28 protein-coding genes are annotated in these 25800 nt (G+C 71.6%); 21 read left to right on the top strand and 7 right to left on the bottom strand.

Annotated elements, in window-relative coordinates; all coding sequences use genetic code 11:
* Window positions 1-39: 39 nt before the first annotated feature.
* Both FF100_RS01975 and FF100_RS01970 read right to left on the bottom strand, forming a co-directional pair.
* Window positions 40-792 (bottom strand): TIGR04290 family methyltransferase, encoded by a 753-nt coding sequence (locus FF100_RS01975; RefSeq protein WP_139033875.1) that lies wholly within the window; start codon window positions 790-792, stop codon window positions 40-42.
* Window positions 789-1400 carry a histidine phosphatase family protein gene (locus FF100_RS01970; RefSeq protein WP_139033874.1) on the bottom strand — a complete coding sequence of 204 codons (612 nt, stop codon included), beginning with the start codon at window positions 1398-1400 and terminating at the stop codon, window positions 789-791. The genes FF100_RS01975 and FF100_RS01970 overlap by 4 nt, the downstream gene beginning before the upstream one ends.
* A 446-nt stretch (window positions 1401-1846) precedes the next feature.
* Here FF100_RS01970 and FF100_RS01965 point away from each other — a divergent pair, with 446 nt between their 5' ends.
* Window positions 1847-2227, top strand: coding sequence for a hypothetical protein (locus FF100_RS01965; RefSeq protein ID WP_139033873.1), 381 nt, complete (start codon window positions 1847-1849; stop codon window positions 2225-2227).
* A gap of 10 nt (window positions 2228-2237) precedes the next feature.
* Window positions 2238-3137, top strand: a complete 900-nt coding sequence (locus FF100_RS01960) for a polysaccharide deacetylase family protein (protein ID WP_139033872.1) — start codon at window positions 2238-2240, stop codon at window positions 3135-3137.
* A 195-nt stretch (window positions 3138-3332) separates the two neighbouring features.
* Here FF100_RS01960 and FF100_RS01955 read toward each other — a convergent pair whose 3' ends face one another.
* The 3 genes from FF100_RS01955 to FF100_RS01945 form a co-directional block, all read right to left on the bottom strand.
* Complete coding sequence (locus tag FF100_RS01955) at window positions 3333-4055, bottom strand: aspartate/glutamate racemase family protein (protein ID WP_139033871.1); 723 nt, start codon at window positions 4053-4055, stop codon at window positions 3333-3335.
* 48 nt (window positions 4056-4103) lie between these two features.
* Complete coding sequence (locus FF100_RS01950; RefSeq protein ID WP_139033870.1) at window positions 4104-4877, bottom strand: ferredoxin--NADP reductase; 774 nt, start codon at window positions 4875-4877, stop codon at window positions 4104-4106.
* Window positions 4878-5049: 172 nt separating this feature from the next.
* Entirely contained in the window at window positions 5050-6459 is a 1410-nt protein-coding gene (locus FF100_RS01945) for an amidohydrolase (protein WP_139033869.1), read from the bottom strand.
* 169 nt (window positions 6460-6628) lie between these two features.
* Here FF100_RS01945 and FF100_RS01940 point away from each other — a divergent pair, with 169 nt between their 5' ends.
* Both FF100_RS01940 and FF100_RS01935 read left to right on the top strand, forming a co-directional pair.
* A complete protein-coding gene (locus FF100_RS01940) occupies window positions 6629-7558 on the top strand; it encodes a glycoside hydrolase 5 family protein (protein ID WP_139033868.1) in 930 nt (309 codons plus the stop codon).
* A 5-nt stretch (window positions 7559-7563) separates the two neighbouring features.
* Entirely contained in the window at window positions 7564-8409 is an 846-nt protein-coding gene (locus FF100_RS01935; RefSeq protein ID WP_139033867.1) for a PIG-L deacetylase family protein, read from the top strand.
* Window positions 8410-8684: 275 nt separating this feature from the next.
* On the opposite strand, the gene FF100_RS36850 is transcribed toward FF100_RS01935, so the two are convergent.
* Entirely contained in the window at window positions 8685-8834 is a 150-nt protein-coding gene (locus tag FF100_RS36850; protein ID WP_171070014.1) for a hypothetical protein, read from the bottom strand.
* Window positions 8835-9166: 332 nt separating this feature from the next.
* Here FF100_RS36850 and FF100_RS01930 point away from each other — a divergent pair, with 332 nt between their 5' ends.
* The 17 genes from FF100_RS01930 to FF100_RS01850 all read left to right on the top strand — a co-directional run bounded on the left by FF100_RS01930 (window position 9167) and on the right by FF100_RS01850 (window position 25078).
* Window positions 9167-9523: a hypothetical protein gene (locus FF100_RS01930; RefSeq protein WP_139033866.1), complete on the top strand. Its 357-nt coding sequence runs from the start codon at window positions 9167-9169 to the stop codon at window positions 9521-9523.
* A gap of 62 nt (window positions 9524-9585) precedes the next feature.
* A complete protein-coding gene (locus FF100_RS01925; protein WP_139033865.1) occupies window positions 9586-10215 on the top strand; it encodes a PRC-barrel domain-containing protein in 630 nt (209 codons plus the stop codon).
* A gap of 11 nt (window positions 10216-10226) precedes the next feature.
* Window positions 10227-10715 (top strand): GNAT family N-acetyltransferase, encoded by a 489-nt coding sequence (locus tag FF100_RS01920; RefSeq protein ID WP_139033864.1) that lies wholly within the window; start codon window positions 10227-10229, stop codon window positions 10713-10715.
* Between the two features lie 247 nt (window positions 10716-10962).
* A complete protein-coding gene (locus FF100_RS01915) occupies window positions 10963-11622 on the top strand; it encodes a cytochrome c3 family protein (RefSeq protein ID WP_139033863.1) in 660 nt (219 codons plus the stop codon).
* Window positions 11619-14594, top strand: a complete 2976-nt coding sequence (locus FF100_RS01910; RefSeq protein ID WP_139033862.1) for a TAT-variant-translocated molybdopterin oxidoreductase — start codon at window positions 11619-11621, stop codon at window positions 14592-14594. Before FF100_RS01915 ends, FF100_RS01910 begins: the two co-directional genes overlap by 4 nt.
* Window positions 14591-16585 (top strand): quinol:electron acceptor oxidoreductase subunit ActD, encoded by a 1995-nt coding sequence (locus FF100_RS01905; RefSeq protein WP_139033861.1) that lies wholly within the window; start codon window positions 14591-14593, stop codon window positions 16583-16585. Before FF100_RS01910 ends, FF100_RS01905 begins: the two co-directional genes overlap by 4 nt.
* Window positions 16582-17133: a c-type cytochrome gene (locus FF100_RS01900; protein ID WP_205824728.1), complete on the top strand. Its 552-nt coding sequence runs from the start codon at window positions 16582-16584 to the stop codon at window positions 17131-17133. Before FF100_RS01905 ends, FF100_RS01900 begins: the two co-directional genes overlap by 4 nt.
* Entirely contained in the window at window positions 17130-18188 is a 1059-nt protein-coding gene (locus FF100_RS01895; RefSeq protein WP_139033860.1) for a hypothetical protein, read from the top strand. The genes FF100_RS01900 and FF100_RS01895 overlap by 4 nt, the downstream gene beginning before the upstream one ends.
* On the top strand, window positions 18185-18727 hold the full coding sequence (locus FF100_RS01890; RefSeq protein ID WP_139033859.1) for a hypothetical protein: 543 nt from the start codon (window positions 18185-18187) through the stop codon (window positions 18725-18727). The genes FF100_RS01895 and FF100_RS01890 overlap by 4 nt, the downstream gene beginning before the upstream one ends.
* The gene (gene coxB / locus FF100_RS01885) at window positions 18724-19692 is read left to right on the top strand and encodes a cytochrome c oxidase subunit II (protein WP_139033858.1); all 969 of its coding nucleotides are present in this window, start codon (window positions 18724-18726) and stop codon (window positions 19690-19692) included. The genes FF100_RS01890 and coxB overlap by 4 nt, the downstream gene beginning before the upstream one ends.
* A complete protein-coding gene (locus tag FF100_RS01880; protein ID WP_139033857.1) occupies window positions 19689-21365 on the top strand; it encodes a cytochrome c oxidase subunit I in 1677 nt (558 codons plus the stop codon). The genes coxB and FF100_RS01880 overlap by 4 nt, the downstream gene beginning before the upstream one ends.
* Entirely contained in the window at window positions 21362-22024 is a 663-nt protein-coding gene (locus FF100_RS01875; RefSeq protein ID WP_246101870.1) for a cytochrome c oxidase subunit 3, read from the top strand. Before FF100_RS01880 ends, FF100_RS01875 begins: the two co-directional genes overlap by 4 nt.
* A gap of 9 nt (window positions 22025-22033) precedes the next feature.
* Window positions 22034-22333: a cytochrome C oxidase subunit IV family protein gene (locus FF100_RS01870; protein ID WP_246101869.1), complete on the top strand. Its 300-nt coding sequence runs from the start codon at window positions 22034-22036 to the stop codon at window positions 22331-22333.
* A gap of 45 nt (window positions 22334-22378) precedes the next feature.
* Window positions 22379-23170: a class II glutamine amidotransferase gene (locus FF100_RS01865; RefSeq protein WP_139033855.1), complete on the top strand. Its 792-nt coding sequence runs from the start codon at window positions 22379-22381 to the stop codon at window positions 23168-23170.
* Between the two features lie 158 nt (window positions 23171-23328).
* Complete coding sequence (locus FF100_RS01860; RefSeq protein ID WP_139033854.1) at window positions 23329-24051, top strand: sigma-70 family RNA polymerase sigma factor; 723 nt, start codon at window positions 23329-23331, stop codon at window positions 24049-24051.
* A 150-nt stretch (window positions 24052-24201) separates the two neighbouring features.
* On the top strand, window positions 24202-24612 hold the full coding sequence (locus FF100_RS01855) for a DUF1236 domain-containing protein (RefSeq protein WP_139033853.1): 411 nt from the start codon (window positions 24202-24204) through the stop codon (window positions 24610-24612).
* A 211-nt stretch (window positions 24613-24823) separates the two neighbouring features.
* A complete protein-coding gene (locus FF100_RS01850) occupies window positions 24824-25078 on the top strand; it encodes a hypothetical protein (RefSeq protein ID WP_139033852.1) in 255 nt (84 codons plus the stop codon).
* Window positions 25079-25352: 274 nt separating this feature from the next.
* Here the strand turns inward: FF100_RS01850 and mscL are convergent, their stop codons facing one another.
* Window positions 25353-25763 (bottom strand): large conductance mechanosensitive channel protein MscL, encoded by a 411-nt coding sequence (mscL, locus tag FF100_RS01845; protein ID WP_139033851.1) that lies wholly within the window; start codon window positions 25761-25763, stop codon window positions 25353-25355.
* Between the last annotated feature and the right edge of the window lie 37 nt (window positions 25764-25800).

The raw sequence follows: 25800 nt of genomic DNA, 5'->3' as shown, positions 1-25800 counted from the left end.
TGCGCCCGTTATAGGACGCGCATCAGCCCCGTGTACCGCTCAAGCCGGCGGCCGCGCCGGGTAGACCGGCCGGCAATCGGCCGGGGTCGCGGTCCGGCGGCAGAGATAGACCTCCTCCTCCGGATGCGCCTCGATGCGGAAGCCTGCGGCCCGCAGCATCGCCTCGGTGCCGGCGCGGTTGGGTGCCCACCAGTTGGTCGGGTCGCCGGCATAGTTCCGCTCGATGAAGTGCAGCTTCGGGTAGCCCGGATCGTCGAAATGGCCGGTCTCGAAGAAATCGTAGTCGTCTGCGACCGGCGCCACGGTCTTCGCGCCCCGCTGCATCGACTGGAACACCATCAGGTCGCCGGCGACGTGGGTGTGGATCAGGTCGAGGGCGAGGAGCGGATGGCGCAGGTGGTAGAGCACGCCCATGAACAGCACGACGTCGAACCGCTCGCCCAGCGCCCCGACGTCGTAGACCGAGAGGGTGCGGAACTCGATCTCGGCGCCCAGCGCCGCGGCGACGAAGCGGGCTTGGCTCAGGTAGCGCTCGTCCTCGTCGATCCCGAGCACCCGGGCGGCGCCGCGCCGCTTCATCTCGACGGCGTAGAAGCCGGCATTGCAGCCGATGTCGAGCACCGTCTTCCCCGTGAGGTCCGCCGGCACGGCGTCGGCGAAGCCGCGCCACTTCACCATCGGGTAGTCGCCGAGGAAGTGGTCGGGCGCGGTGAACACGCCGGGCGCGATCTCGATGTTGTGGAACCAGGGCCCCAGGGCCTCGGCTCTCTTGCGCAAGCTCTCGTCGGTCATGCCGGCTCCTTCGGGACGACGCGCTCGTTCAGGCTCTCGACCTTGGCGCCCCAGTCGCCGACGACCAGCACGCTCACCGAGGCCGGGCCGACCTCGAAGCGCTGCATCGCGTCGGCGCCGAGCCCGAGGGCGTGGGCGATGACGAGCTTGATCACGTCGGCGTGGCTGACGAGGGCGAGGCGGGCCGCGCCGTGGCGATGCCGCAGGTCCTCGAGGCCGCGCAGCGCGCGGGCTTGCGCCTCCAGCGCCGTCTCGCCGCCCGGCGGCCGGGTGACGTGGCGGGCCTGGTTCCAGCCGGTCCAGACCGGGTCGCCGTGCAGGGCCTCGAAGTCCCGCCCGGCCCAGGCGCCGAAATCGATCTCGTTCAGGGCCGGCAGGGTCTGGAGCGGGAGCCCCGTCCGGGCGCTCAGCGGGGCGGCGGTCTCCTGCGCCCGTTCGAGCGGCGAGGCATAGACGGCTGCCAGCCCTTCACCGGCCAAGCGCTCGGCCAGAGCCGCCGCCTGCGCCCTCCCCTCGCGCCCGAGCGTCACCCCGGGCATCCGCCCGCACAGGACGCGGCCGAGCCGGTCGTGCGCGGCGTGCCGCACCAGGAAGAAGGTCGTGGTCATGCGTCCTCGTCGCCCGCCCTGTCCGGGGCGAGATAGGTCCGGGTCCAGGGGCGGCCATGGGCCGGAGCGATACTGGTGGGCAGTTTTTTCGAAGGGCGGCTTGCGATGCCCCGCCAGACCAACGGCAAGATCCCCGCGCGACAAGGCCCACGCGCCTTCCCGCACGCCTGGAGCGCCAGCGAGGGGAGATCCGGGGCCCGGACGCAAGACTTGCCGCGCCGCGGCGCAGAATGCTGCAGGTTGCAGACACAAGGACGTTTCGCGTCTCCTCGGGCTGGCTCCCGGATCGCCGTCCGCGATCGCCTCGGCCGTCCGGGAAAGGGGTGGGGAGGAGGCAGGTTCCGGCCTTTCGTCCCCCTGGCGCCTCGGGCGGGCCGCGCTATCTCGCGGGCGTGCCGAAAAGCCCGGCAGTCAGACCGTGCGGCACCGTCCGGAGGATCCCCGCCATGCGCCCGACCCTGCTCCTCGCCGCCCTCGCCCTCGCCTGCGGGCCGGCCGCCGCGCAGGGCATCCGCAACGCGCCGCCGCCGCGGGCGCTGGAGACGGCGGCCTACGTGTTCGCGGCGGCCAATGTCTGCGGCTACCGCATCGGCACGGCGCCGTTCGAGGCGCTGCTGGCACGCTACCAGGTGACGATCGAGGACGTGCGCCCGCCCCGCGGCCCGTTCGGCGCCAAGGTGCAGACGATCTTCACCCTGATGTCGAACCAGATGATGCAGAACCGGGACGCCGCCTGCCGGGCGGTGGCCGGGGAGTACGGCCCCGAGGGGAGTGTCGTGCCGGGCATCCTCCTGCCGGCCGACGCGCCCCCGCCCGCGCAGCAGTAAGGGGACATTCATGAGCGACGAGACCCGCCCGCATGGGCGCTACGCCTACAGCCCGCTGCCGCACCGACCCACCTATGCGTGGCCGGGCGGGACACGGCTCGCGGTCTACGTCGCGCTCAATATCGAGTGCTTCGCGTTCGGCGGCGGCCTCGGGGCCGAGCTGGCGCCGGGGGGGCCGCAGCCCGACGTGCTGAATTATGCCTGGCGCGACTGGGGCAACCGCGTCGGGGTGTTTCGCCTCGCCGAGCTGTTCGACGAGCTCGCCCTGCCGGCCTCGATCCTGGTCAACAGCCGCATCTACGCCGAGTGTCCCGGCCTGATGGACGTCTTCCGCCTCCGCGGCGACGAGGTCGTGGGGCACGGCCGCACCAATGCCGAGCGCCAGGGCACCCTGCCGGAGGACGAGGAGCGGCGGCTGATCGCCGAGGCCACCGCGATCCTGACGCGGGAGGAGGGCAAGGCCCCGGGGGGCTGGCTCGGCCCCTGGATCTCGCAGAGCCGCACGACCCCGGACCTGCTGGCGGAGGCCGGCTACCGCTACCTCCTCGACTGGTGCCACGACGACCAGCCGACCTGGTTTTCGACCCGCGGCGGCGGGCGCATCCTCTCGGTGCCCTACCCGCAGGAGCTGAACGACATCCCGTCGATCGTCGGGCGCAAGGATTCGGGGGCGCAGTTCGCCGAGATGATCGTCGACACCTTCGAGGAGATGCGGACCGCGTCGTCCGCCGCGCCCCTGGTGATGGGCATCGCCCTCCACCCCTATCTCGTCGGCCAGCCGCACCGCCTGCGACCGCTGCGGCGGGCGCTGGCGCATATCGCGCAACATCGGGACGAGGTGTGGATCACCCGGGCGGGCGACATCGCGGATCACGCGATCGGGCTGCCGGAGGGGATGGTGCCGGGGTGACGGCCGGGGACACTCACGGTCACGGTAAAGCGCGGGATCCCCTCTCCCGTGTGGGAGAGGGGTCAGGGGTGAGGGTGCTACGGTCCTGAGTCGAGTTTCGACCGTTCCGCTGCCAGCACGACGCTTATTGCTTCGCACGGAAGCGTATCACCCTCACCCCTACCCCTCTCCCACATGGGAGAGGGGATCCTGCGTCTAATTCCGAACCCGCAGCAGCCCCGCCAGCTCCTCCGACAGCCCGACGCTCTCGGTCGCCGGCAGCACCGGCCGCGCCCCGGCGAGCCCCGCGGCGGCGATGACCGCCCGCGCCCCGGCCTCGACCGAGCAGATCACCGGCACCGGCACGCCGGGCTGCACCCGCTCGGCGAGGCCCGCGAGCGCCGCGCCGCCGAGCACCACCACGTCGGCGCCGTCGATCTCGGCGCAGTCGCGGCAGGCGGCGGCCAGGCGGCCGATGGCGGCATCGGGATCGCGGGCGATCTCGCCGCCGGTGGGGGCGACGGTGCGGATGCCGGCGAGGCGCTCGGAGAGGCCGAGCATCGCCACGAATTCGGTCAGCATCGGCTTCCACAGGACGCCGCCGGTGACGATGCCGACGCGGCGCCCGCGGGTGCAGGCAAGGTGCAAAGCGCCCTCCGCCATGCCGACGACCGGCACCGGCGAGACTTCCTTCAGCGCCAGAAGCCCCGGATCGCCGAAACAGGCGAGGTAGACCGCATCGCACCCCGCGACATGGGCCGCGAGCGCGTCGAGGGCGGCGTGGCCGGCGATGGCGGCGGCGGCGCGGCTGGCGATATAGCGGGCGCCGAAGCGGCCGGTGACCGGCACGATCTCGACCGGGATCAGGCGCCGGACATGGGCCGCCGCCTGCTCGGTGACGGCGGCCGTGGTGTTGGGATTGATCAGCAGGATGCGCACGGTCAGGTCTCCCCGCAGGTCTCCCGGCACCTCCCGCGTATCACACGGCTACTTCTCGACGAAGGCCTTCTCGATGACGTAGTGCCCGGCCTCGCCGTGGTTGCCCTCGACGTAGTCCGCACCGGCGAGCAGGTCGCGGGTGTCGCGGATCATGTCGGGGCTGCCGCAGAGCATGAAGCGGTCGGCCTCGCGCGACATCATCGGCAGGCCGATATCGGAGAAGAGCTTGCCCGAGGTCATCAGGTCGGTGATCCGGCCGCGGTTGCGGAACGGCTCGCGGGTCACCGTCGGGTAGTAGATCAGCTGGTCGCGGACCATCTCGCCGATCAGCTCGTGGTTCGGCAGCGTCTCGGTGATCGTCTCGCCGTAGGCGAGCTCCTGGACCTGGCGGCAGCCATGGACGAGCACGACCTTCTCGAAGCGCTCGTAGGTCTCCGGGTCCTTGATGATCGCCAGGAACGGGGCGAGGCCGGTGCCGGTGCCGAGCAGGTAGAGGTTGCGGCCGGGCATCAGGTTGTCGAGCACCAGGGTGCCGGTCGCCTTGCGGCTGACCACGATCGGGTCGCCGACCTTGAGGTGCTGCAGCTTCGAGGTGAGCGGGCCGTTGGCCACCTTGATGGAGAAGAACTCCAGCTCTTCCTCGTAGTTGGCGCTGACCACGCTGTAGGCGCGCAGCAGCGGCTTGCCCTCGCCCTTGAGGCCGATCATCGTGAACTCGCCGTTGCGGAAGCGGAACGACGGGTCGCGGGTGGTGCGGAAGCTGAAGAGCGAGTCGGTCCAGTGATGGACGGACAGGACGCGCTCCTCGTTGAAGTTGCTCATCGTGCCAGGAATCCTGAAGGCGTTCGACGGATCGACGGTTCTGGGTTTGGGAGCGGTCATCTCGCAGGTGCGGCATCGCCGTCAAGGCGTCGCCGCACAAGCGGGGTCTGCGTGGCCGTCACGCCGCAGGGACAACGGGCTGTTCTTCGGAATGCTTCCAGGAATCAAGGCCTCACGCCATCCCGGTCGCGTCCGCCACGAGGTGCAGGGTGGCGCGCAGGCCCGTCATCAGTCCGGCCTCGTCGACCCGGAAGCGCGGCGAGTGGTTGGGCGCCGCCTTCGCTGGGTCAGTGCCCGGCGCCGTGATGCCGACGAAGTAGAAGAAGCCCGGCGCCTCACGCGCGAAATATGGGAAGTCCTCGCTCGCCATGGCGGGGTCGACGAGCCGGGCATGCTCGCCGAAGAGGCGCGTCAGCGTCGGGGCGCAGGCGGCGGTGAGCTTGGCGTCGTTCTGGAGCGGGGGATAGCCGTTCTCGTCCCAGGTCACCTCGGCCTTGCCGTTCATGCCGCTCGCGATCAACTGGGCGATCTCGGTCACCCGGCGCTTGGCGGTGGCGCGCTGCGCCTCGCTGAAGGTCCGGAGCGTGCCCTCAAGTTCCGCGGTCTCCGGGATGATGTTGTTGCGCAATCCCCCCTTGAAGATGCCGACGCTGAGCACCGCGGGGCTGCGCGCCACGTCGGTCTCGCGGCTGACCACGGTCTGGAGCGTGGTGACGATGGTCGAGCCGATCACGATCGGGTCGACGCCGTTCCACGGCATCGCGCCGTGGGTCTGGCGCCCGGTCACCTTGATCTGGAAGCGGTCGGCGCCCGCCATGGCGTTGCCGGGCCGGTAGCCGACGCTGCCCACCGGCAGCGCGCTCGAGACGTGCAGGCCGAACACCATGTCGGGCTTCGGGTCGCGCATCGCGCCCTCGTCCACCATCAGGCGGGCGCCGCAGACGCCCTCCCCGACCGTGCCCTCCTCGGCGGGCTGGAACAGCAGCTTGATCGCGCCGGGCAGGCGGTCGCGCCGGGCCGAGAGCACCTGGGCCGCCGCCATCAGGATCGCCACGTGGCAATCGTGGCCGCAGGCGTGCATCACGCCGACCTCCTGACCGCCCCAGGCGGCCCGGGCCTTCGAGGCGAAGGGCAGGTCGACCTCCTCGCGCACCGGCAGCGCGTCCATGTCGGCCCTGAGCGCCACGACCGGGCCGGGCCCGCCCCCGCCCGTGAGCACCGCGACCACGCCGGTGCGGCCGACGCCCTCGCGCACCTCGTAGCCGAGTCCCCGCAGGTGCTTGGCCACCAGGGCGGCGGTGCGGTGCTCGCGGTTGCCGAGTTCCGGATTGGCGTGGATGTCGCGCCGCCAGGCGATCATCGCCGCCTCGACCTCGCGCGCCGCCGCGTCGAGGTCGCCGTGGACGGGCCGGACGGGCGCCGCCGCGCCCCCGGCCTGCGCCGCGGCGGCTCGCGGCAGGAAGGCCATGGCGGCGCAGGTGCATGCCCTCTTGAGCAGCGCCCGCCGCCCCAGCACGACGCCCTCCTCGGCGGGATCGTCCGCCCGGAACCCGCGCGCCGCGCGCAACCCGATACGAAGCATGTCGACCGGCCTCCCCTCCCGGCCCGCTCGCCGCAGGACCGAGGATCTGACGCAAGGATAGACCCGGTCCGGCCGGCAGGCCAAGGGGCCGCGGACCGCTTGCACCGCGCCCGCCATGCCTCCATGACGGGCCCATCATACCCCCCGCCTGTGTGAGCCCGAGGTCCGCATGATCGAAGCGGCGATGATCTGGAACGAGCCCAACAACAAGTCGCACTGGGATCCCGAGATCGATCCGGGCTGGTCGCTGTTCGCCGACACCCTGGATTGCGCGGCCCGGGCCATCAAGGCGGAGGCCCCGCACCTGCCGACCGTGCTGGGCGGCATCTCGCCGATCGACCCGACCTTCATCCGCCTGCTCGACGGCCGCCGCGCCCTCGACCACGTCGACGTGGTGGCGGTGCACGGTTTCCCGCTCGACTGGAACCTGTGGCAGATCCACGAATGGCCGGAGAAGATCGCGGAGATCCGGGCGGTGACGGACAAGCCGATCTGGGTGACGGAAGTCGGCGTCTCGACCTTCGGCGCCGAGGAGGTGCAGGTCTTCGGGGTCGACCGCACCGCCGAACTGCTGGTCGGCCGGGCGCCGCGGATCCACTGGTACAGCCTCTACGACCTGCCGCAGGCCTGGGGCGCCACCACCCGGCACCGGGAGGCGGAGGGCTCGTCCTATTACCGGCACTTCTACATGGGGCTCCTGCGCGAGGACGGCACGCCGAAGCCCGCGCTGGAGCACTTCGCCCGCCACACCCCGGCCCTGGGCCTGTGCCAGTGGTTCCATTATCAGGATCACCGCCTCGACGAGGCGGTGGCCTGGATGCGGCGGCTCGGGGTGACGTATCTCCGCACCGGCCTGTCCTGGGCCGACTCGTTCCGGCCGAACGCCCTCGACTGGTTCGACCGGCAGATGGAGGCCCTGGCGGAGTTCGACGTGACCGTGACCTTCTGCTTCACCCCCGAGCACCGGGGCATCGCCCCCCACCACACCAGCCCGCCGCAGGTGAAGGAGGAATTCGCCGAATTCTGCGCGGCGATGGTCCGGCGCTATGCCGGGATGATCCGGCCCGGGCCGGCCCTCGGCCCCCAGCCGGCGATCTGAGGCCGATGACCCGGATCGCCCCGACCTCGCCGGCCGCCGAAAGGTTCCTCGCGGCCCTCGCCGACCCGGCCTGCGGGCCGGTCGCGGCGCATGACGCCGCGCTCGTGGTGGCGCACCCGGACGACGAGAGCATCGGCTGCGGCGCCCAGCTGCCGCGCCTCGCCGGCCTCACCGTGATTCACGTCACCGACGGTGCGCCCCGCGACGGGCGGGACGCCGCGCGCCGCGGCTTTCCGGACGCCGCCTCCTACGCGGCGGCACGGAATGCCGAGCGCGACGCGGCGCTGACGCTGGCCGGCATCGACCCGGCGCGGCGCATCGCCCTCGGCCAGCCCGACCAGGGCGTGGCGGAGAGCATCGCCGCCCTCGCCCGGCGCCTCGCCGCGCTGTTCGCCGAGCGCGGCATCACGGTGGCGCTGACCCACGCCTACGAGGGCGGCCACCCGGACCACGACGCCGTGGCGCTCGGCCTGCAGGGCGCCCGCCGGCTCCTCGGGCCGGATCGCCTCGTGGTCATCGAGATGCCGTTCTACCATGCCGGCCCGGACGGGCTCGACGCCGGCAGCTTCCTGCCGGCGGAGCCGCCGCGGCGGGCGATCGCGCTCCACCTCGACCCCGAGGATTGCGCGTTCAAGGCCGCGCTGTTCGCCGCCCATGCCAGCCAGGCCGCGACCCTGAACCAGTTTCCGATCGCGCTGGAGCGGTTTCGCGAGGCGCCGGACTACGATTTCGGCGCGCTGCCGAATGGCGGGCGGCTGCTCTACGAGGCGTGGGGGCTGGGGCTCGACGGCGCGCGGTTCCGGGAGCTGGCGGAAGCGGCGGGGCGGGAGATCGGGCCCACGGCTCGATAACTCGCTGACGACTTGACGGATCGTCGTCATTCGCAGTCGCGGGATCCCCTCTCCAGGCGATGCCGGGCTTGCCCGGTCTCGCTGCAAGGTGTGGGAGAGGGGTAGGGGCGATCGAAGATCGCGCGAGGGTGACACGGTTCTGGGTCCAGCATCCAGCGTCGAGCTGCCAGCACGACGATCACAGCTTCACACGCAAGCGTGTCACCCTCACCCCCGACCCCTCTCCCACACGGGAGAGGGGAGGCGTGCTTTATTCCGGAATGCCTGGTCGCCTTTTAGTGCCCCGTCCCCGCCGGCATCGCGCGATAATATGCGATGACGTCGCGGTAATCCTGATCGACCGGCGTGACCGGGACCGCAAGGCGGAGCCCCAGGCCGGCGAGGCCGGTGAGCAGGGCGAGGACGAGGCAGGCACGCAGCGACATGGCAGGCCGATGCCAGAGGCGCCGCTCCGCGTAAAGCCGGAGGGCGGAAACGGGTACGGCCGGGCCGATCGACGAGCCTTGGCGGAGCGAGGGGGCGGAGCTCAACCCAGGATCGCGGCCGGCCCGGCCGCATGTCGATCAACCTACCGGACGAGTGATGAATGTCAACATTCGTCACTCGCCAGCCGCCGGGGTCCGGCGCCCGATGTGCGCCAGCGCACAAAGTCGATCCCGGCCGCGACTTTGCCGGAGATCTTGCGTTCTCCTCGAGGCACCGCGCCGGCCGACCGGTTTTGGGAGTTCTCGTAGGACATGTCGCAGGGATCGCACCGGTGACTTTGCGGTGGGCCTCCATGGGCCTGGCGCCGCTCGCGCTGGCTCTTGCCGGCGCGCCGGCGGCCGCGGAGACCGGCCTCGCCGATCTTGAGGCGCGCTGGCACGCCTGCGTGCGCCAGGCCTTTGCCGGCCAGCCCCTCGGCCTGGAGCGGCGGGCGGCCCAACGCGCGGCGCTCGCCGCCTGCAAGGCGCAGGAGGACACCTATGTCCACGCGATGCTGGCGGCACAGGAGGCGGACATCCGCGCCCGCGCCACGCGCGGGGCGGTCGCCCGGGCCCGGGATTGGGCGCTCAACGCCGCCATGAAGGCGAAGGCGACGCTCGGCGGCGTGATCGACCGGCTGCGCTGGTGAACCGCTTCGCCCCGGCCCCGTTGAGTGCCTGACGCCCTTTCAGAAATCGCCGGAGATTCACCATGCGCGCCGCCTTGCGCACCCTGCTGCCCCTCGCCGCCATGTTGGCCGCCGCCCCCGCCCTCGCCCAGCAGCCGGCGCCGCCCGCCAATCCCGCGGCGGGCTTCCTCACCCGGCCGGAGCCCGGCAGCCTCCGGGCCTCGAAGCTCGTCGGCGTCAAGGTGATCGGGATGGACCACGTCCGGGTCGGCGAGATCGAGGACGTGCTGCTCACCGAGGACGGCCGGGTGCGCGCGGTGGTGATCGGCGTCGGCGGCTTCCTCGGCATCGGCCAGAAATCGGTCGCGGTGCCGTTCGACGCGCTCGCCTGGAACACCGGGCGGGCCGCCGCCGCCGCGGCGCCGCCCTCCCACACCACGCCGGACCGGGCGCCGAGCGACGCCGCCGCGGCGACGGCCGGCCCGCAGACCATGCCGGGCGCCGCCGTGACCGACCAGGCGCTCGCCGCCGTGCCGGCCAAGCGCAGCGGGACCGTCGACGACGCCACCGGCTCGGTCGCGGCCCCGGACCCGGCGCGAGGCCGCGCCACGGTGCTGGCGACCGGCGACGGCACGGTGGCGGAGGCCGAGGTGCGGCTGACCAAGGCGCAGCTCCAGGCCGCGCCGGACTTCAAGTACGAGGCCGCCCGCTGAGCGAGCTGTCCTTGCGCTGGCGCCCGTTACGGGCGCCGGACCTTCCCGCCGCCTCCCACCTCGCCGCGCGCATCCACCCGGACTACCCGGAGGACGACGCGGTGATGGCCGAGCGCCTGTCCCTGTGCCCCGAGGGCTGCTTCGCCCTCGCGGCGGAGGACGGGCTCGTCGGCTACGCCGTCGGCCATCCCTGGCGGGCGCGGTCGGTGCCGGATCTCGACACGCTGGTGGGCGCCCTGCCCGAGCCGGCGGAGGCCTGGTGCATCCACGACGTCGCGCTGGACCCGCGGGCCAGGGGGCGCGGCGCCGCCGCCGCGATCGTCGGGCTGATGCTCGGTGAGGCGGCGCGCCGCCGCCTGCCCGAGGCGGTGCTGGTCGCGGTCGGGGATGCCGCCGGATTCTGGCGCCGCCACGGCTTCCAGGCGGTCCCGCAGGCCGCACCCCCGGGCTACGGCGCCCGGGCGGCCCTGATGGTGAGGGCGGTTCCCGACCCCTCATGAGGCGGGAGCGGCACCGCAGCCGCACGGGGATCGGCGGCCACCGGATCGCGACCACGCTGTCGCACCCGGTTTTCATCCTCACGCCACCTCTGGCCATGGCCGAGCCCTGCGCCACCTAGCTTGGCATCGTTCCGAACAGGGCGGCCACGGCAGAGCGAGAACGGCGTGCGACACATGACAGTCGTCTCGGGCCAGGGACGCCCGGCCGAGGGGCGTCCGGCCCCTCTCCGAGGCGAGGCCTGAACCCGTGCGTCAGCTCTTCGCCCCGGGCGCCGACGCCCTCCTGCGCCTCGCCCTGCTCACCGGCGCCGCCTGCCTGGCGGCCCTGCCGGTGGTGGGGGCCGGGCTGGTGCGTTCCTCCTACGTCACGGGCGTCGGGGTGGCGCCGGCCCAGCCGGTGCCGTTCAGCCACAAGCACCATGCGGGCGAGCTGAAGATCGATTGCCGCTACTGCCACACCACGGTCGAGACCCAGGCCACCGCCGGCATCCCGCCGACCCATACCTGCATGACCTGCCACACGCAGATCTGGTCCGGCTCGGACATGCTGGAGCCGGTGCGCGCCAGCTACGCCAAGGATCAGCCGCTGGTCTGGACCCGCCTCAACAAGCTGCCGGGCTACGTCTACTACAATCACGCGGTCCACGTGACCAACGGCATCGGCTGCTCGACCTGCCACGGCAGCGTCACCGACATGCAGCTCACCTACCGGGCCAATGCCTTCGAGATGAGCTTCTGCCTCGATTGCCACCGCAACCCCGAGAAATACGTGCGGCCGAAGGACCAGATCCTCAACATGACCTGGACCCCGCCGGCCAACCAGGCCACGCTCGGGCCGGAACTGGTGCACCAGTACCATATCCGCGGCGGCGAGCGGCTGACCGAATGCGGGATCTGCCACCGATGAGTGACGACATCGGCGCGCTCCGCGCCCGCCTCGCCGCCGGCGACGGCCCGGCCTTCTGGCGCAGCCTCGACGCGGTGGCGGATTCGCCCGAGTTCCGGGCCTTCCTCGACACCGAGTACCCGGCCGCGGCGCGGCTCGCCGCCGCGCCCGACCGGCGCGGCTTCCTCAAGCTGATGGCCGCCTCGTTCGCGATGAGCGGGCTCGCCGCCTGCGGCCAGCCGGACGGCCGCAAGGAGGAGGTTCCCTACGTCCGCCAGCCCGAGCGGATCGTCCTGGGGGCGCCCCTCGCCTACGCCTCGGCGGCGCTGACCGACGGGTTCGCCAACGGCATCACCGTCACCACCCGCAACGGCCGCCCGCTCAAGATCGAGGGCAATGCCGAGCACCCGTGGAGCCGCGGCGGCACCGACGTGTTCGGGCAGGCCTCGGTGCTCGGGCTCTACGACCCGTTCCGGCTCCAGACCCCGCAACATCTCGGCCGGCCGAGCGCGTGGCAGGCGTTCCGCGCCGCGATGACCGGGCGCTTCGCGGCGCTCAAGGCGACGAATGGCGGGCGGGGGCTGCACCTCCTCACCGGTCCGGTGACCTCGCCGTCGCTCGCGGCGCACATCTCCGCCATGCGCCGGGATTTTCCGGCGATGCGCTGGCACGTCTCCGCCCCGGTCGGGCGGGACGCGCTCTACGAGGGCACCCGGCTCGCCCATGGCCGCCCGCTCGAGACCCGCTGGCGCTTCGACCAGGCCAAGGTCGTCGTTTCCCTCGACGGCGACCTGCTCGATCCCGGCCCGGGCCAGGTCGGCCAAGCGCGGGACTGGATCGACGCCCGCCGCAAGGCTGCCGCCGAGGGGCGGCTCCTCGCCCTCCACCATGCCGGCCCGAGCCCGAGCCTGACCTCGGCCAAGGCCGATGCGCCGCTCAGCCTCGGCTCGGACGGGCTGGACGGGATCGTGCGCGACCTCCTGGCCCAGGCCGGGGGCGGCGCGCCGTCGATGCAAGCCGGCCCGGCCGCGTCCTGGCGCGACCAGGCCTTCTCGGCGCTGAACGCGGCGCGGGGCAACGGCATCGTGCTCGCCGGCGCGCAAGGAGGGCCGGAACTGCTGGCCCAGGTCCACCGGCTGAACGCGGCGTTGGGCAATGCCGGCCGCACCGTCTTCCACACCGCGCCGGTCCCGGTTCTCGACGCAGAGCCCCTGTCGGCCCTCACTGACGCGATGCGCCGGGGCGAGGTGCAGGTCCTGGTGATGCTCGACGTCAACCCGGTCTACGACGCCCCGGGCGACCTCGGCTTCCTGGAGGCCTTGGGCCGGGTGCCGCTCAAGATCCATGCCGGGCTCTACCAGGACGAGACCGCCTTCCACTGCGACTGGAACCTGCCGCTCGCCCACCCGCTCGAGGCGTGGGGCGATGCCCGCTCCCTCGACGGGACGGTGACGCTGATCCAGCCGACGATCCGCCCGCTCTATGACGGCCGGTCGGTGCCGGAGATCCTGTCGATCCTCACCGATGCCGAGGCCAAGGACGGCCGCGCCCTGTTCGACGCCCACTGGCGCCGGCTGGGCGAGGATGATGCCGGGTGGCAGGCCCGGCGCGACGCCTTCCTGCAGGCCGGCTTCCTCGCCGACACCGCGTTTGCGCCCGAGACCACCGGCACGCCGCTGGCGGCGCCGGCCGCCCCGCCCCGCCCCGCGGCCTCGCCGGCCGGCCCGGCCCGGCGGGTCGAGGTGCTGTTCCGGCCCGACCCCACGGTGTGGGACGGGAGCCTCGCCAACCTCGCCTGGCTGCAGGAACTGCCGAAGCCGCTGACCAAGCTGGTCTGGGGCAACGCGATCGCGGTGAGCCCGATGCTCGCCGAGCGCGAGGATCTCAAGCAGGGCGACGTCGTCACCCTGGAGGCCGAGGGCCGGCGGATCGAGGGACCGGTCTGGATCCAGCCGGGCCAGGCCGACCATGCCATCACCGTCGGCCTCGGCTACGGCCGCCGGACGCCGGAGCAACTGGCCGACGGGATCGGCTACGACGCCTATCCGATGCGGAGCAGCGCCACGCCTTGGCGCCTCGCCGAGGCGACGCTCGCCGCCACCGGCCGCAAGGCGGCGCCGGTGACGACGCAGGATCACGGCACCATGGAGGGGCACGACTTCGTGCGCGTGCAGGCGGTCGGCGCCACGGCCCCGGTCGCCTCCCGCGAGGCCCTGCCCTCGCTGTATCCTCCGGCCCCGACCTCAGCCAGCGGGCGCTACGCGACCGAGCGCGCCTGGGGCATGGTGATCGACCTCGATGCCTGCATCGGCTGCAACGCCTGCGTCACCGCCTGCCAGTCCGAGAACAACATCCCGGTGGTCGGCAAGGAGGAGGTGGCCCTCGGCCGCTGGCTGCACTGGCTGCGGATCGACCGCTACTACGAGGGCGGGATCGACGCCCCGAAGACCCACTTCATGCCGGTGCCGTGCATGCATTGCGAGCAGGCGCCGTGCGAGGTCGGCTGCCCGGTCGAGGCCACGGTCCACGACCGCGAGGGGCTGAACCTCATGGTCTACAACCGCTGCGTCGGGACGCGGGCCTGTTCGAGCTACTGCCCGTACAAGGTCCGGCGCTTCAACTACCTCGACTATTCCGGCGACATGGCGCCGGTGCAGCAGCAGCAGCGCAACCCGGAGGTCACCGTCCGGGCCCGCGGCGTGATGGAGAAATGCACCTACTGCGTCCAGCGCATCGCGGCGGCGCGCATCGATTCGACCAAGGGCGACCACGCCCCGATCCCCGACGGCGCGGTCGAGACCGCCTGCCAGGGCGCCTGCCCGACCCGGGCGATCACCTTCGGCGACCTGCGCGATTCCGGCAGCCGGGTCGCGGCCGCCGCCGCCGATCCGCGCAATTACGGTTTGCTCGCCGAGCTCAACACCAAGCCGCGCACCACCTACCTCGCCCGGCTGGTCGAGGATGCCTCCGTGAAGCCCGGGAGGACGCTGTGAGCGGCGCCCTGAATCCCCGCGCCGGCCTGCTCGGCGCCGACGAAGACTTCGCCTCGATCGGCCGCGCGGTCACCGGCGCCTCCGCCCGCACCCGGTCGCGGGCGTGGTGGATCGCCTTCGCGGGGGCCTGCGGGCTGCTGGGCGTGTTCGCCGCGGCCTTGGCCTGGCTGCTCCTCAACGGCGTCGGCATCTGGCACAACAACAACCCGGTCGTCTGGGCGCTCGACATCGTCGCCTACGATTGGTGGATCGGCATCGCCTGCGGGGCGCTGCTGACCTCCGCGACCTTGCGGCTCTCCGGCGCGGCCTGGCGCTCCGGGATAGACCGCATCGCCGAGACCACGGCGATCCTGGCCGCGGCGGCCGCCGCCCTCTACCCGATCATCCATCTCGGGCGGCCCTGGGTGTTCTACTGGACCCTGCCCTACCCCAACACCCTGGCGCTGTGGCCGCAATTCCGCTCGCCGCTGGTCTGGGACGCGATCGACATCATCAGCTTCCTGGGGGTGTGCCTCGGCCTGTGGTATGTCGGCCTGCTGCCCGATTTCGCCGCCCTGCGCGACCGCGCCTTCGAGGCGGTGCAGGGCGAGATCCGGGAGACCGACGAGGGGCGCGGCCGGCGCCGGCGATCGACGCTCCTGAAGGCGCAGGCCTACGGCCTCCTGGCGCTCGGCTGGCGCGGGGCCTCGACGCATTGGGAGCGCTGGCTCCTCGCCACCCGCACCCTCTCGGGGCTGGCCCTCGTCCTCGTCGTCTCGCTCCAGACCGGCGCCTCGGTGATGCTGTCCGGCTCGGTGCTGCCGGGCTGGCACGACACGCTCCTGCCGGTCACGTTCCTCGCCGCCTCGCTGCTCTCGGGCGTCGGCGTCACGGCGGCGCTGACGGTGCTGGTGCGTCGCGCCCTCGGGCTCGAGGCGCTGATCACCGACCGCCACATCGCCCTGCTGGCGCGGCTGATGCTGGGTTTGGGCCTCGCCTCGACCTACTGCTACGCCACGGAGATCTTCTCCAGCCTCCTGCACGGCGACGCCTATGACCGGGCGGTGCTGGTGCGGCGCCTCTCGGGCACGCATGCCTGGGCGTTCTGGCTCATCGTGGTCTTCGCGCTGCTGCCGGTGCAGCTGTTCTGGGTCTCGAAGCTCCGCCGCTCCGGCCTCGTCGTGGCGCTCGTCGGCCTCGCCGCCGCGATCGGCAGCTTCGGCGACCATTTCATGCTGCTGGTCGTGACGCTCAGCCACGACTTCCTGCCCTCCTCCGCCCATCCCTATTCCATGGGCGCGTGGGGTCTGGCGACGCTGGCCGGCTCGATCGGGCTGTTCCTGGCCCTGCTGCTTCTCGGCTTGCGCACCCTGCCGATGGTGTCGATCGCCGAGACCAAGCGCTTCGCCGAGAGCCATCCGGACGGGCGGCCGAGCGGCGGGCCGGCCCCGACGCTCGCCGAGACCGCGGAGGCGCCGCTCTGGGGCGTCAGCGCCGAGTTCGACGAGGCCGGCGACCTCGCAACGGCGGTGCAGGCGCTGAAGGCGCGCGATTTCGGCGCCCGGATCGAGACCTACGGTCCGGTCCCGATGAGCCGCGCCGCCGACCTCCTCGGGCGCCCGGCCGGGATCCTGCCGCTCCTCGCCCTCGGGGCGGCGCTCGCCGGCTTTGCCGCCTTCATGGCCCTGTGCCTCTACGCCACCGGCTTCGATTACGTGTTCGATGTCGGCGGACGACCCCGCTTCTCCTGGCAGTCCTTCCTGGTGCCGAGCGTGTCGTTCGGCACGCTCTGCGGCGGGCTGGCGACCGTGCTGGCCTTGCTGTTCCAGAACCGCCTGCCGCGGCTCAACCATCCGGCCTTCGCGATCCCGGGGTTCGTCCGCGCGAGCGAGGACCGCTTCTTCCTCACCCTCGAGGCGGCCGGCCCGCGCTTCGATCCGGCCCGGATCGAGCAGGCCCTGGCGCGGCTGCCCGAGGGACGGCCCCTGATGGTCCGGAGGGTGCCGCTGTGAAGCGCCTCCTCCTCCTGTTCCCGCTCGCGCTCGCCGCCTGCGACCAGGCCAACATGGTGAGCCAGCCCAAGTCCAAGACCTGGGACGCGAACCCGTTCTTCCCGAAGGGACAGACGATGCGCCTGCCCGCCCCCGGCACCGTCGCCCGGGCGGCGCCGGACCGGCCGGTGCCGCAGCCGGCCTCCGCGACCCCCGCCCTGCTGGCGCGGGGCCAGGAGCGCTACGAGGTGTTCTGCACCCCCTGCCACGGCGCCGCCGGGCTCGGCGACGGCATGATCGTGCAGCGCGGCTATCCGCGCCCGCCCGCGCTCGGCGAGGCGCGCCTGCGCGCGGCGCCAGCGCAACATTTCTACGACGTGATCAGCAACGGCAAAGGCAACATGCTCTCCTACGGCGCCCAGGTGCCGCCGGCCGACCGCTGGGCCATCGTCGCGTATATCCGCGCGCTCCAGCTAAGCCAGGGGGTCACGCTGGCGAGCCTGCCGGCGGAGGACCAGGCCGCGGTCGCGGCCGCGAGCCGCGCCGCCCGGCCGGGAGACAGACGATGAGCCGGCGCCCGATCTCCCTCGTGCTCGGCGTGGCGGCTCTCGGGATCTGCGCGCTCGCCGGCGCCTCCGGCACCCCGGTGATGCCGTCCTACCTCGCGGCCTGGCTGGTGCTGGTGGCCCTGCCGGCGGGCGCGCTGCCGCTGCTGATGGGGCTCGAACTCGCGGGCTTTGCCGCCGGCCCGATGGCGGCGTCCCTGCGTCGCCTGCTCGGCCTGCTGCCGATCGCCGGCCTGCTGCTGCTGCCGGTGCTGCTCAGCCTCAATGGGCTCTATCCGTGGGACCGGGGGGCTCCCCCGCGCACCGCCTTCGCGGGCGCGTGGTTCACCCCCGCCTTCTTCATCCTGCGCAGCCTCGCCTACCTGGCGGTCTGGCTCTGGCTCGCCGACACCTTCCGGCGCCCGGCGGCGGAAGCAGGCAGCCCGGCGGCGGGGCAGCGCCGGAGCCGCGCCATCCTCGGCCTGATCCTCACCACGGTCACCGGCACCCTGGCGGCGGAGGATTGGGTGCAATCGGCCGATCCCGGCCTCGCCTCGACGGCCTTCGGCCTCCTGGTGATGACGATCCAGGCCGGCCTCGCCGTCTCGGCCGCGGCCCTGATCGCGGCCCGCGATTCCTCCGGCCGACCGGGGCGCGACCAGCGCACCGCCGCCGCCTTCGCCGATCCGATTCTGGTGCTGCTCGCGATCTGGGGCTTCGTCCACGCCGCGCAGTATCTCACGGTCTGGTCGGCCAACCTGCCCGAGGAGGCGCGCTGGTACCTCGCCCGCGACGGGGCGCTCGGTCGCCTGGGGGTGTGGCTCGGCGTCGGCGTGATGGTGCTCGCCGCCCTCGTCCTGGTGCCGCGCCGCAATGCCGGACGGCCGGCTTTGCTCGCCGGCATCGCCCTCCTGATCCTCCTGCTGCACGGGGCCGAGATGTTCTGGCTCGTCACGCCGGGCTTCCGCGGCGCCTTCCGCTTCACCTGGGCCGATGCGCTGGCGGTGATCGGCGTGGTGGGCGTCGCCGGCGGCCTCTACGGCCCGGTGGATCGCCGCCTGCGGGGACGCGTCTCGTGAGCGACACCACACGGCCCGGCCCCTTCGCGCTGCTGCCGGCCCTCGCCGCGGCGGGCCTGCTGCGCCTCTCCGGCTTCAGGCGCCCGGCTCCGCCGGCCCAGCCCGACGACGGCCCGCACAACCCGGAGGGGTTCGAGGCGGAGGATGTCGACGTCCGCCGCACCGCCTACGTGGTCGCGGGCCTCGCCGCCTCGGTCGCCGCCGCCATCACCGCGGTGGGGCTGATGATGCACCTGTTCGGTGCCTGGCACGTCGCCGACACCCCGCGCCTCACCCCGCAGCAGACGGCGAAGGTGCAGCCGCCGCCGCCCAACCTCCAGGGCGCGCCCTACGAGGACCTCGCCCGGCTGGAGGCGCGGGAGAAGGCGGACCTCACCACCTACGCCCCCCTGCCCGACGGGCGCGCCCGCATCCCGATCGAGCGCGCCATGCGCCTGATCGTCGGCCAATCCCTCGAGCCCTCTGCCCTCGAGCCCTCCGCCCTCGAGCCTGCCGCCCCCGCATCCCTGCCGCCCGCCGGCGGAGCCCCCGTTCGATGAACCCGACCGATCTCGCGCTCCAGCTCTGGCCCGCGGCGGCCTCCGCCACCGCGGTCGAGACCGACTGGCTGATCCTCGCCTTCACGGTCCTGACCCTGCTCCTGACGGTGCCGGTCTTCGTCGCCATCACCTGGTTCGCGATCCGCTACCGCCAGGGCGAGGCGGCCGACCGCAGCCATACCGGAACCCGCAGCGTGCTGATCGAGATCAGCTGGATGCTGATCCCGTTCCTGCTCACCCTGATCTTCTTCGTCTGGGGCGCCCGGCTGTTCTTCATCTCGAAGCAGGCCCCGGGCGACGCCATGGTGGTCGAGGCGATCGGCCGGCAATGGATGTGGAAGTTCCAGCACCCGACCGGCCAGTCCGAGATCAACGACCTGCACCTGCCGATCGGCCAGCCGGTCAAGATCCGGATGATCAGCCAGGACGTGATCCACAATCTCTACCTGCCGGCCCTGCGGATGCAGATGGCGACGCTGCCGGACCGCTACACCGAATTGTGGTTCAAGGCCGACCGCACCGGCAGCTACCGGCTCTACTGCTCGGAATATTGCGGCACCGACCACTCGAAGATGGACGGTACCCTGACCCTGATGACCCAGGCCGATTATGCCGCCTGGCTGCAGAATGGCGGTGCCCAGCAGGGCGGCCAGGCCGGGGCCGGCCGCGTCGTCTACGAATCCTACGGCTGCGGGTCCTGCCACGATCCCGGCGCCAAGGTGCGGGCGCCCTCCCTCGCCGGCCTCTACGGTCGCGAGGTCAAGCTCGCCGACGGCCGCACGGTGACGGCCGACGAGACCTATCTCCGCGACAAGATCCTGAATCCGAACCGGCAGAAGCTCGCCGCCGACTACAAGCAGGTGATGCCGGCCTTCCGCAACGTGATCCCGCCCGACGATCTCGACCGTCTCGTCGCCTACCTGAAGAGTTCAGGCGCGACGGCGCAGCAGGAAGCCACACCATGACGAGCGGCACCCTCACCGACGGGCCGGCCCTGCGCGACCCCCACACCCCGGATTCCCGCACCGGCCACGGGGCCGATTACCTGCATGCCGAGCACACCCTGCGCTCGTGGTTCTTCACCACCGACCACAAGCGCATCGCGCTCCTCTACCTCGCCAGCATCACCGCCTTCTTCGTCATCGGCGCCGTCACGGCGGGCCTGGTGCGCCTGGCGCTGGTCGTTCCCGACGGGCAGGTCTTCACCAACGACACCTACAACAAGCTGTTCACGATCCACGGGGTCGTGATGGTGTGGTTCTTCCTGATTCCGAGCATCCCCGCCACCTTCGGCAATTTCCTGATCCCGCTGATGATCGGCGCGCGGGACCTCGCCTTCCCGAAGCTGAACCTCGCCTCCTGGTACGTGTTCATGACCGGCGCGCTGTTCACGCTGGCGAGCGTGGTGTTGGGCGGCGTCGATACCGGCTGGACCTTCTACACCCCGCTCTCCACCGCCTTCTCGAACACCTGGGTGGTGCCGGCGCTGATCGGCGTGACGATCGTCGGCTTCTCGTCGATCCTCACCGGCCTCAACTTCGTGGTGACGATCCACACCATGCGGGCGCCGGGCATGACCTGGTTCCGGCTGCCGATCTTCGTCTGGACCCACTACGCCACCAGCCTGATCTTCCTGCTCGCCACCCCGGTCATCACCGTGGCGCTGATCCTGCTCATCGCCGAGCGCGCCTTCCATATCGGGGTGTTCGATCCGGCCTATGGCGGCGACCCGGTACTGTTCCAGCACCTGTTCTGGTTCTACTCGCACCCGGCCGTCTACATCATGGTGCTGCCGGGCATGGGGGTGATCTCCGAGATCGTCCCGGCCTTCGCCCAGAAGAAGCTGTTCGGCTACAAGTTCGTCGCCTATGCGGCGATCGGGCTCGCCTCGGTGACCTTCTTCGTCTGGGGCCACCACATGTTCGTCAACGGGCAGAGCGACTTCGCCAGCGTGGCGTTCTCGGTGCTCAGCTTCGCGGTGGCGGTGCCGTCGGCGGTCAAGGTCTATAACTGGACCGCGACGATCCACAAGGGTTCGCTCAAGCTCGACACGCCGATGCTCTACGCCATGGGCTATATCGGACTGTTCGTGCTCGGCGGCCTCACCGGGCTCTATCTCGCGACGCTGGCCATCAACCAGCACGTCCACGCCACCTACTTCGTCGTGGCGCATTTCCACTACATCATGGTCGGCGGCACGGTACTGGCCTTCCTTGGCGGCCTGCATTTCTGGTGGCCGAAGATCACCGGACGGATGTACATCGAGGCCTGGGGCCGCATCTCGGCCTTCCTGATCTTCATCGGCTTCAACGTGACGTTCTTCCCGCAATTCATCCTCGGCTACCTCGGGATGCCGCGGCGCTACCACGTCTATCCGCCGGAATTCCAGTTCCTCAACATCCTGTCCTCGGCGGGCTCGACGATCCTGGCGGTCGGCTACATCTTCCCGATGGTCTACCTCGTCTACGCGATCTGGTTCGGGAAGCGGGCGCCGGCCAACCCCTGGGACGCCCGCGGCCTCGAATGGACGGTGGCCTCACCGCCGCCAGCGCACAACTTCGTCACCGAGCCGGTGGCGCCGAAGATCCCCTACGACTACCCGATCCAGGCCCAGGAGACCGGGAGGCAGCACTCGTGAGCGCGGGAGCCACCGACACAGCCGTCGGCGTCAAGCTCGTCTCGCACTTCGCTTGCGTTGAGCAGCAGAAGCGCGCCGCCGTGCTCGGCATGTGGGCGTGGCTGCTGACCGAACTCCTGCTCTTCGCCGGCCTGTTCCTCACGGCGCTCGTCCTGCGCCTGCTCCACCCGGAGGCGGTCCAGGAGGCGGCGCGCCACCTGAAATTCTGGATCGGCGCCACCAACACCGTGGTGCTGATCGGCTCCAGCCTGACCATGTCGGGGGCGATCCAGCTCTCGCGGCTCGGCTGGCAGCGCGGCATGGTCCGGTTCATGCTCGCCACCGCGGCCCTCGGCACGGTGTTCCTGCTGCTCAAGGGCTACGAGTACTACGCCGACTACCAGGAACACATGATGCCGTTCCTGTCCGACCGGCCCTACGAGCTGAAGGATTCGCCGCCCTCGCGCCTGTTCGTGAACCTGTACTACGTCGCGACCAGCCTGCACGGCCTGCACCTGATGACCGGCATCACCATCCTGCTGGTGATGACCTGGCAGGCGAGCCGGCCGGGCTTCCTGAGTGCGCACCAGAACCGGATCGAGATCTTCGGGCTCTACTGGCACTTCATCGACCTGATCTGGATCCTCGCCTTCCCGACCCTCTACGTGCTCAACCGGTAGGAGAGCCCCGTGTTCGGCACAAGCGACGAGCGCCGTCTCCTCTGGCGGCACATGCGCGAGCCGGTCCTGACGGCCGGGGCGCTCATGGTGATGCTCGGGATCACCGTGGCCTTGGGGGCCACCCTCCCCTTCGCCCATGTCTGGATCGTCGAGCTGGCGGTCGCCGGCGCGATGGTGGCGACGATCCTGTGGTTCTCGATGGAGGTCCGCCACGAGCCGCCGCTGGTCAAGCTCTTCGCCGGGATCGGCTTCTTCTGGGTCGGGATCCTGTTCACCATGACGCTGGTGGATTACCTCTCCCGAGGTTAGGTGCGTTCACTCCCCGCTCACCGATCCGGCCCTATAACCACCGCCATGTGCGAATTGCTCGGCATGAGCGCCAACGTCCCGACCGATATCCGCTTCAGCTTCGCGGGCCTGGCGCGCCGCGGCGGCGAGACCGGGCCGCATCAGGACGGCTGGGGCATCTCGTTCTACGAAGGCCGCGGCTGCCGCAGCTTCCACGACCCGGAGCCGAGCGCCCGCTCGGAGATCGCCCGGCTCCTGCGGCAATACCCGATCAAGAGCCGGATCGTGATCGCCCATGTCCGCCGGGCCAATCGCGGCCGGGTGGCCCTGGAGAACACCCACCCGTTCAGCCGCGAATTGTGGGGGCGCACCTTCACCTTCGCGCATAACGGCCAGCTGAAGGGCGTGAAGCGCCTCAAGCTCGGGCGCTTCCGCCCGGTCGGCACCACGGACAGCGAGCACGCGTTCTGCTGGATGCTGGGCAAGCTCGAGGAGCGCTGGGGCAGCCTGCCGAAGCCGACGCGCCTCGACGGGGCGGTGCGGGAGCTCTGCGCCGAACTGCACGGGCTCGGGGTGTTCAACATGCTGCTCTCCGACAGCCGCACCCTCTACGCCCATTGCGGCAAGCGCCTCTGCACCCTGACCCGCCGGGCGCCCTTCGGCACCGCGACGCTGATCGACGAGGATTGGCGGGTCGATTTCGCGCAGGAGACGACGCCCGACGACATCGTGACCGTGGTGGCGACCCGCCCCCTCACCCGCGACGAGAGCTGGACCGATCTCGCCCCCGGCGAGGTGCTGGCCTTCCGCCTCGGGGTGCCGGACGGCGACGAGACCGGGGCGAGTCTCGGGGGCTGACGTTTGAACGCTCCCTCGCGGGGCCTGAGTCCCGGCGGCTGAAAACGCCCCGCGACGCGCCGGCCCTCTTGGTCCCGGCCCGTTTCTCGCTAAGCTCGCTCTTTCCGGTCGCGGCCTCCGGGCCCATCTTCCTCCTCTGGCAGGCAGACGCGAGAGCCATGACGCGAGACACCGCCCCGAACCCGTCGGCCGAGGCGCGCCCCGGCCTCTCGGCCAGCATCCGGTCGCATCTCGGCACGCAGCTCCGGGCCACCTACGAGGCCCTGGGCAACGCCGATCCCGACAGCCGGTTCGCCGAACTGATCGCGCGCCTGGAGGCGGCGCTCAAGGCGCAGGGCGAGATCGTCCTGCCGGAATTCCGCGACGGGCTGCTGCAGGCGGTGCCGTCCCTGCGGGCCTTCGCGCTCTCGCTCACCAGCAACCCGGCCCGGGCCGACGACCTGGTGCAGGACACGCTGCTGAAGGGCTGGCAGCACCGGGCCCGGTTCCAGGCCGGCACCAACCTGAACGCCTGGCTGTTCACCATCCTGCGCAACATCTTCTATTCCGACCACCGCAAGCGGGTGCGCGAGGTCGAGGACCAGGACGGCTCCTACGCCGCGCGGCTGGCCACCGCCCCGCACCAGGGCGACCGGCTCGACGTCGAGGACCTGCAGAGCGCGCTCGCCAAGCTGCCGCCGGACCAGCGCGAGGCCCTGGTGCTCGTCGGCGCCGAGGGCGTCTCCTACGAGGAGGCGGCGGCGATCATGGGCTGCAAGGTCGGCACCGTGAAGAGCCGCGTCAGCCGCGCCCGCGGCCGGCTGGCGGAGCTCCTGGGCTACGACGAGGAAGACCTCGGCACCGATCGACTGATCCAGTCGGCGATGCCGAAGGACGCCTGATCCAGGCCCCGCGGCTCCTCGGAGTACTCCCGCGGGGTTACGCGACAATCTGCTCGCATCGATTGAACCGTTTCGCCGGCCACGACGTTACCACCCCCGAGAGCCGCCCTGCTCGACCGGGGTGGATTGGACGAAACGGAGACCGCTTCGATGAAGAGCAAGACCATTCTCGCCGCCGCCGCCCTCGCCCTGTCGCTGCCGATGGCCGCCCAGGCCCAGGGCCTGATCCCCGGCGCCCAGCGCGGCGCCGAGGATGGTGCTGCCGCGGCCGGCCCGGTCGGCGCGATCGTCGGCGGTGCCGTCGGCGCCGCGACCGGTGCGGTCGGCGGCCTCCTCGGTGTCGATGACCGTCCGCGCTTCCGCTCCTACGCCGTGCGCCAGCACCGCTCGTATGACTGGGACGGCGACGTGGCCGTCGGCGGCGTGCTGCCCTCGTCGGGCGTGAGCTACTACGAGGTCCCGTCCGAGTACGGCATCCGTGGTCGCCGCTACACCGTGGTCAACGACCGGGTCGTGCTGGTCGATCCGGGCACCCGCCGCATCGTGCAGGTGATCGACTAAGTCGAAGCCGCGCCGCCATCGGGTGGCGCGACACCGGCTTGTCTTCGAGCCCCGGCCCTCGTGCCGGGGCTTTTTGCGTTCGGAGACTGCAAATCCGGTCCCGCCGTGGCACGACATCTCGCAACGAATTCGGTGCGATCGCCGTTCTCTTGAAGAACGGGCGCCGGCGGCCCGCCCGCTGCGCCGCCACCCTGCAACGATACGGATTGCGATGCCCGCCGACCCGCACGAGAACCACGACGCCGCGCTGCCGGAGCCCGTGCGCGAGCACCTCGGGCAACAGCTGCGCTCGGCCTACAACGCCCAGGCCGAGAAGCCGGACTACCTCGGCGATCCGGGGCTTCCGCCGGAATTCACCCCGCAGCTGCGCCGCCTCGAAGGCCGCCTGAAGGCCCACGATACCGGCCGCGAGGCGGTGGAGGACGCGTTGAAGGATATCCTGAAGGACCTGCCGGGGACGAGATGACGATCTCGCGGCGCTTGCGCGATGGTTCCAGCACAGTCCGGGTCATTCCGGGGCTCGCCGAGGGTGAGAGCGCGAAATCCGGGAGTTCGGGCGCGAGAGGATCGAGCGGAGCGCTGCTCGCCCTCTCCTGAACGCTCCGCGCTCCTAGATCCCGGGCTCCTGGATCCCGAGCTCCTGGATCCCGGGCTCCGCTCCGCGGCCCCGGGCTGACCCCTGTGAGGTGGAAGCCGAGGCCACGGCGTCGGCCGCCGTCACGAGGTCGGCGGCCAGGTCCTCACCGCCGCGCCGCCAGCAGGTCCCGGATCTCCGTCAGGATCTTCACGTCGGCCGGATCCTCCTTCTTCACCTCCTCGCGGCGTACCAGCTGATTCATGCCCCGGATCACCAGGAACAGCACGAAGGCGACGATCAGGAAGTTCAGCGCCACGGTGACGAACTGGCCGTAGCCGAGCACCGCGCCCTGCTTCTTGGCCTCGGCATAGGACAGCCCGGTCTGCACCTTCGAGGATAGCGGCAGGTAGTAGTTCGAGAAGTCGAGCCCGCCGGTGATCGCGCCCACGACCGGCATGATGACGTCCTGCACCAGCGAGGTGACGATGGCGCCGAAGGCCGCGCCGATCACCACACCGATCGCGAGGTCGACGACGTTGCCGCGTAGGGCGAATTTCTTGAATTCCTCGAGCAAGGCGAATCTCCGCGAAAGAGGCTTCCGTGACGGCAGT

This window comes from Methylobacterium terricola, from assembly GCF_006151805.1.
In the GTDB taxonomy this organism is placed as follows: Bacteria; Pseudomonadota; Alphaproteobacteria; order Rhizobiales; family Beijerinckiaceae; genus Methylobacterium; species Methylobacterium terricola.
Note: the sequence above shows the minus strand (reverse complement) of the source record. Positions and strands in the feature narration are given on the sequence as shown.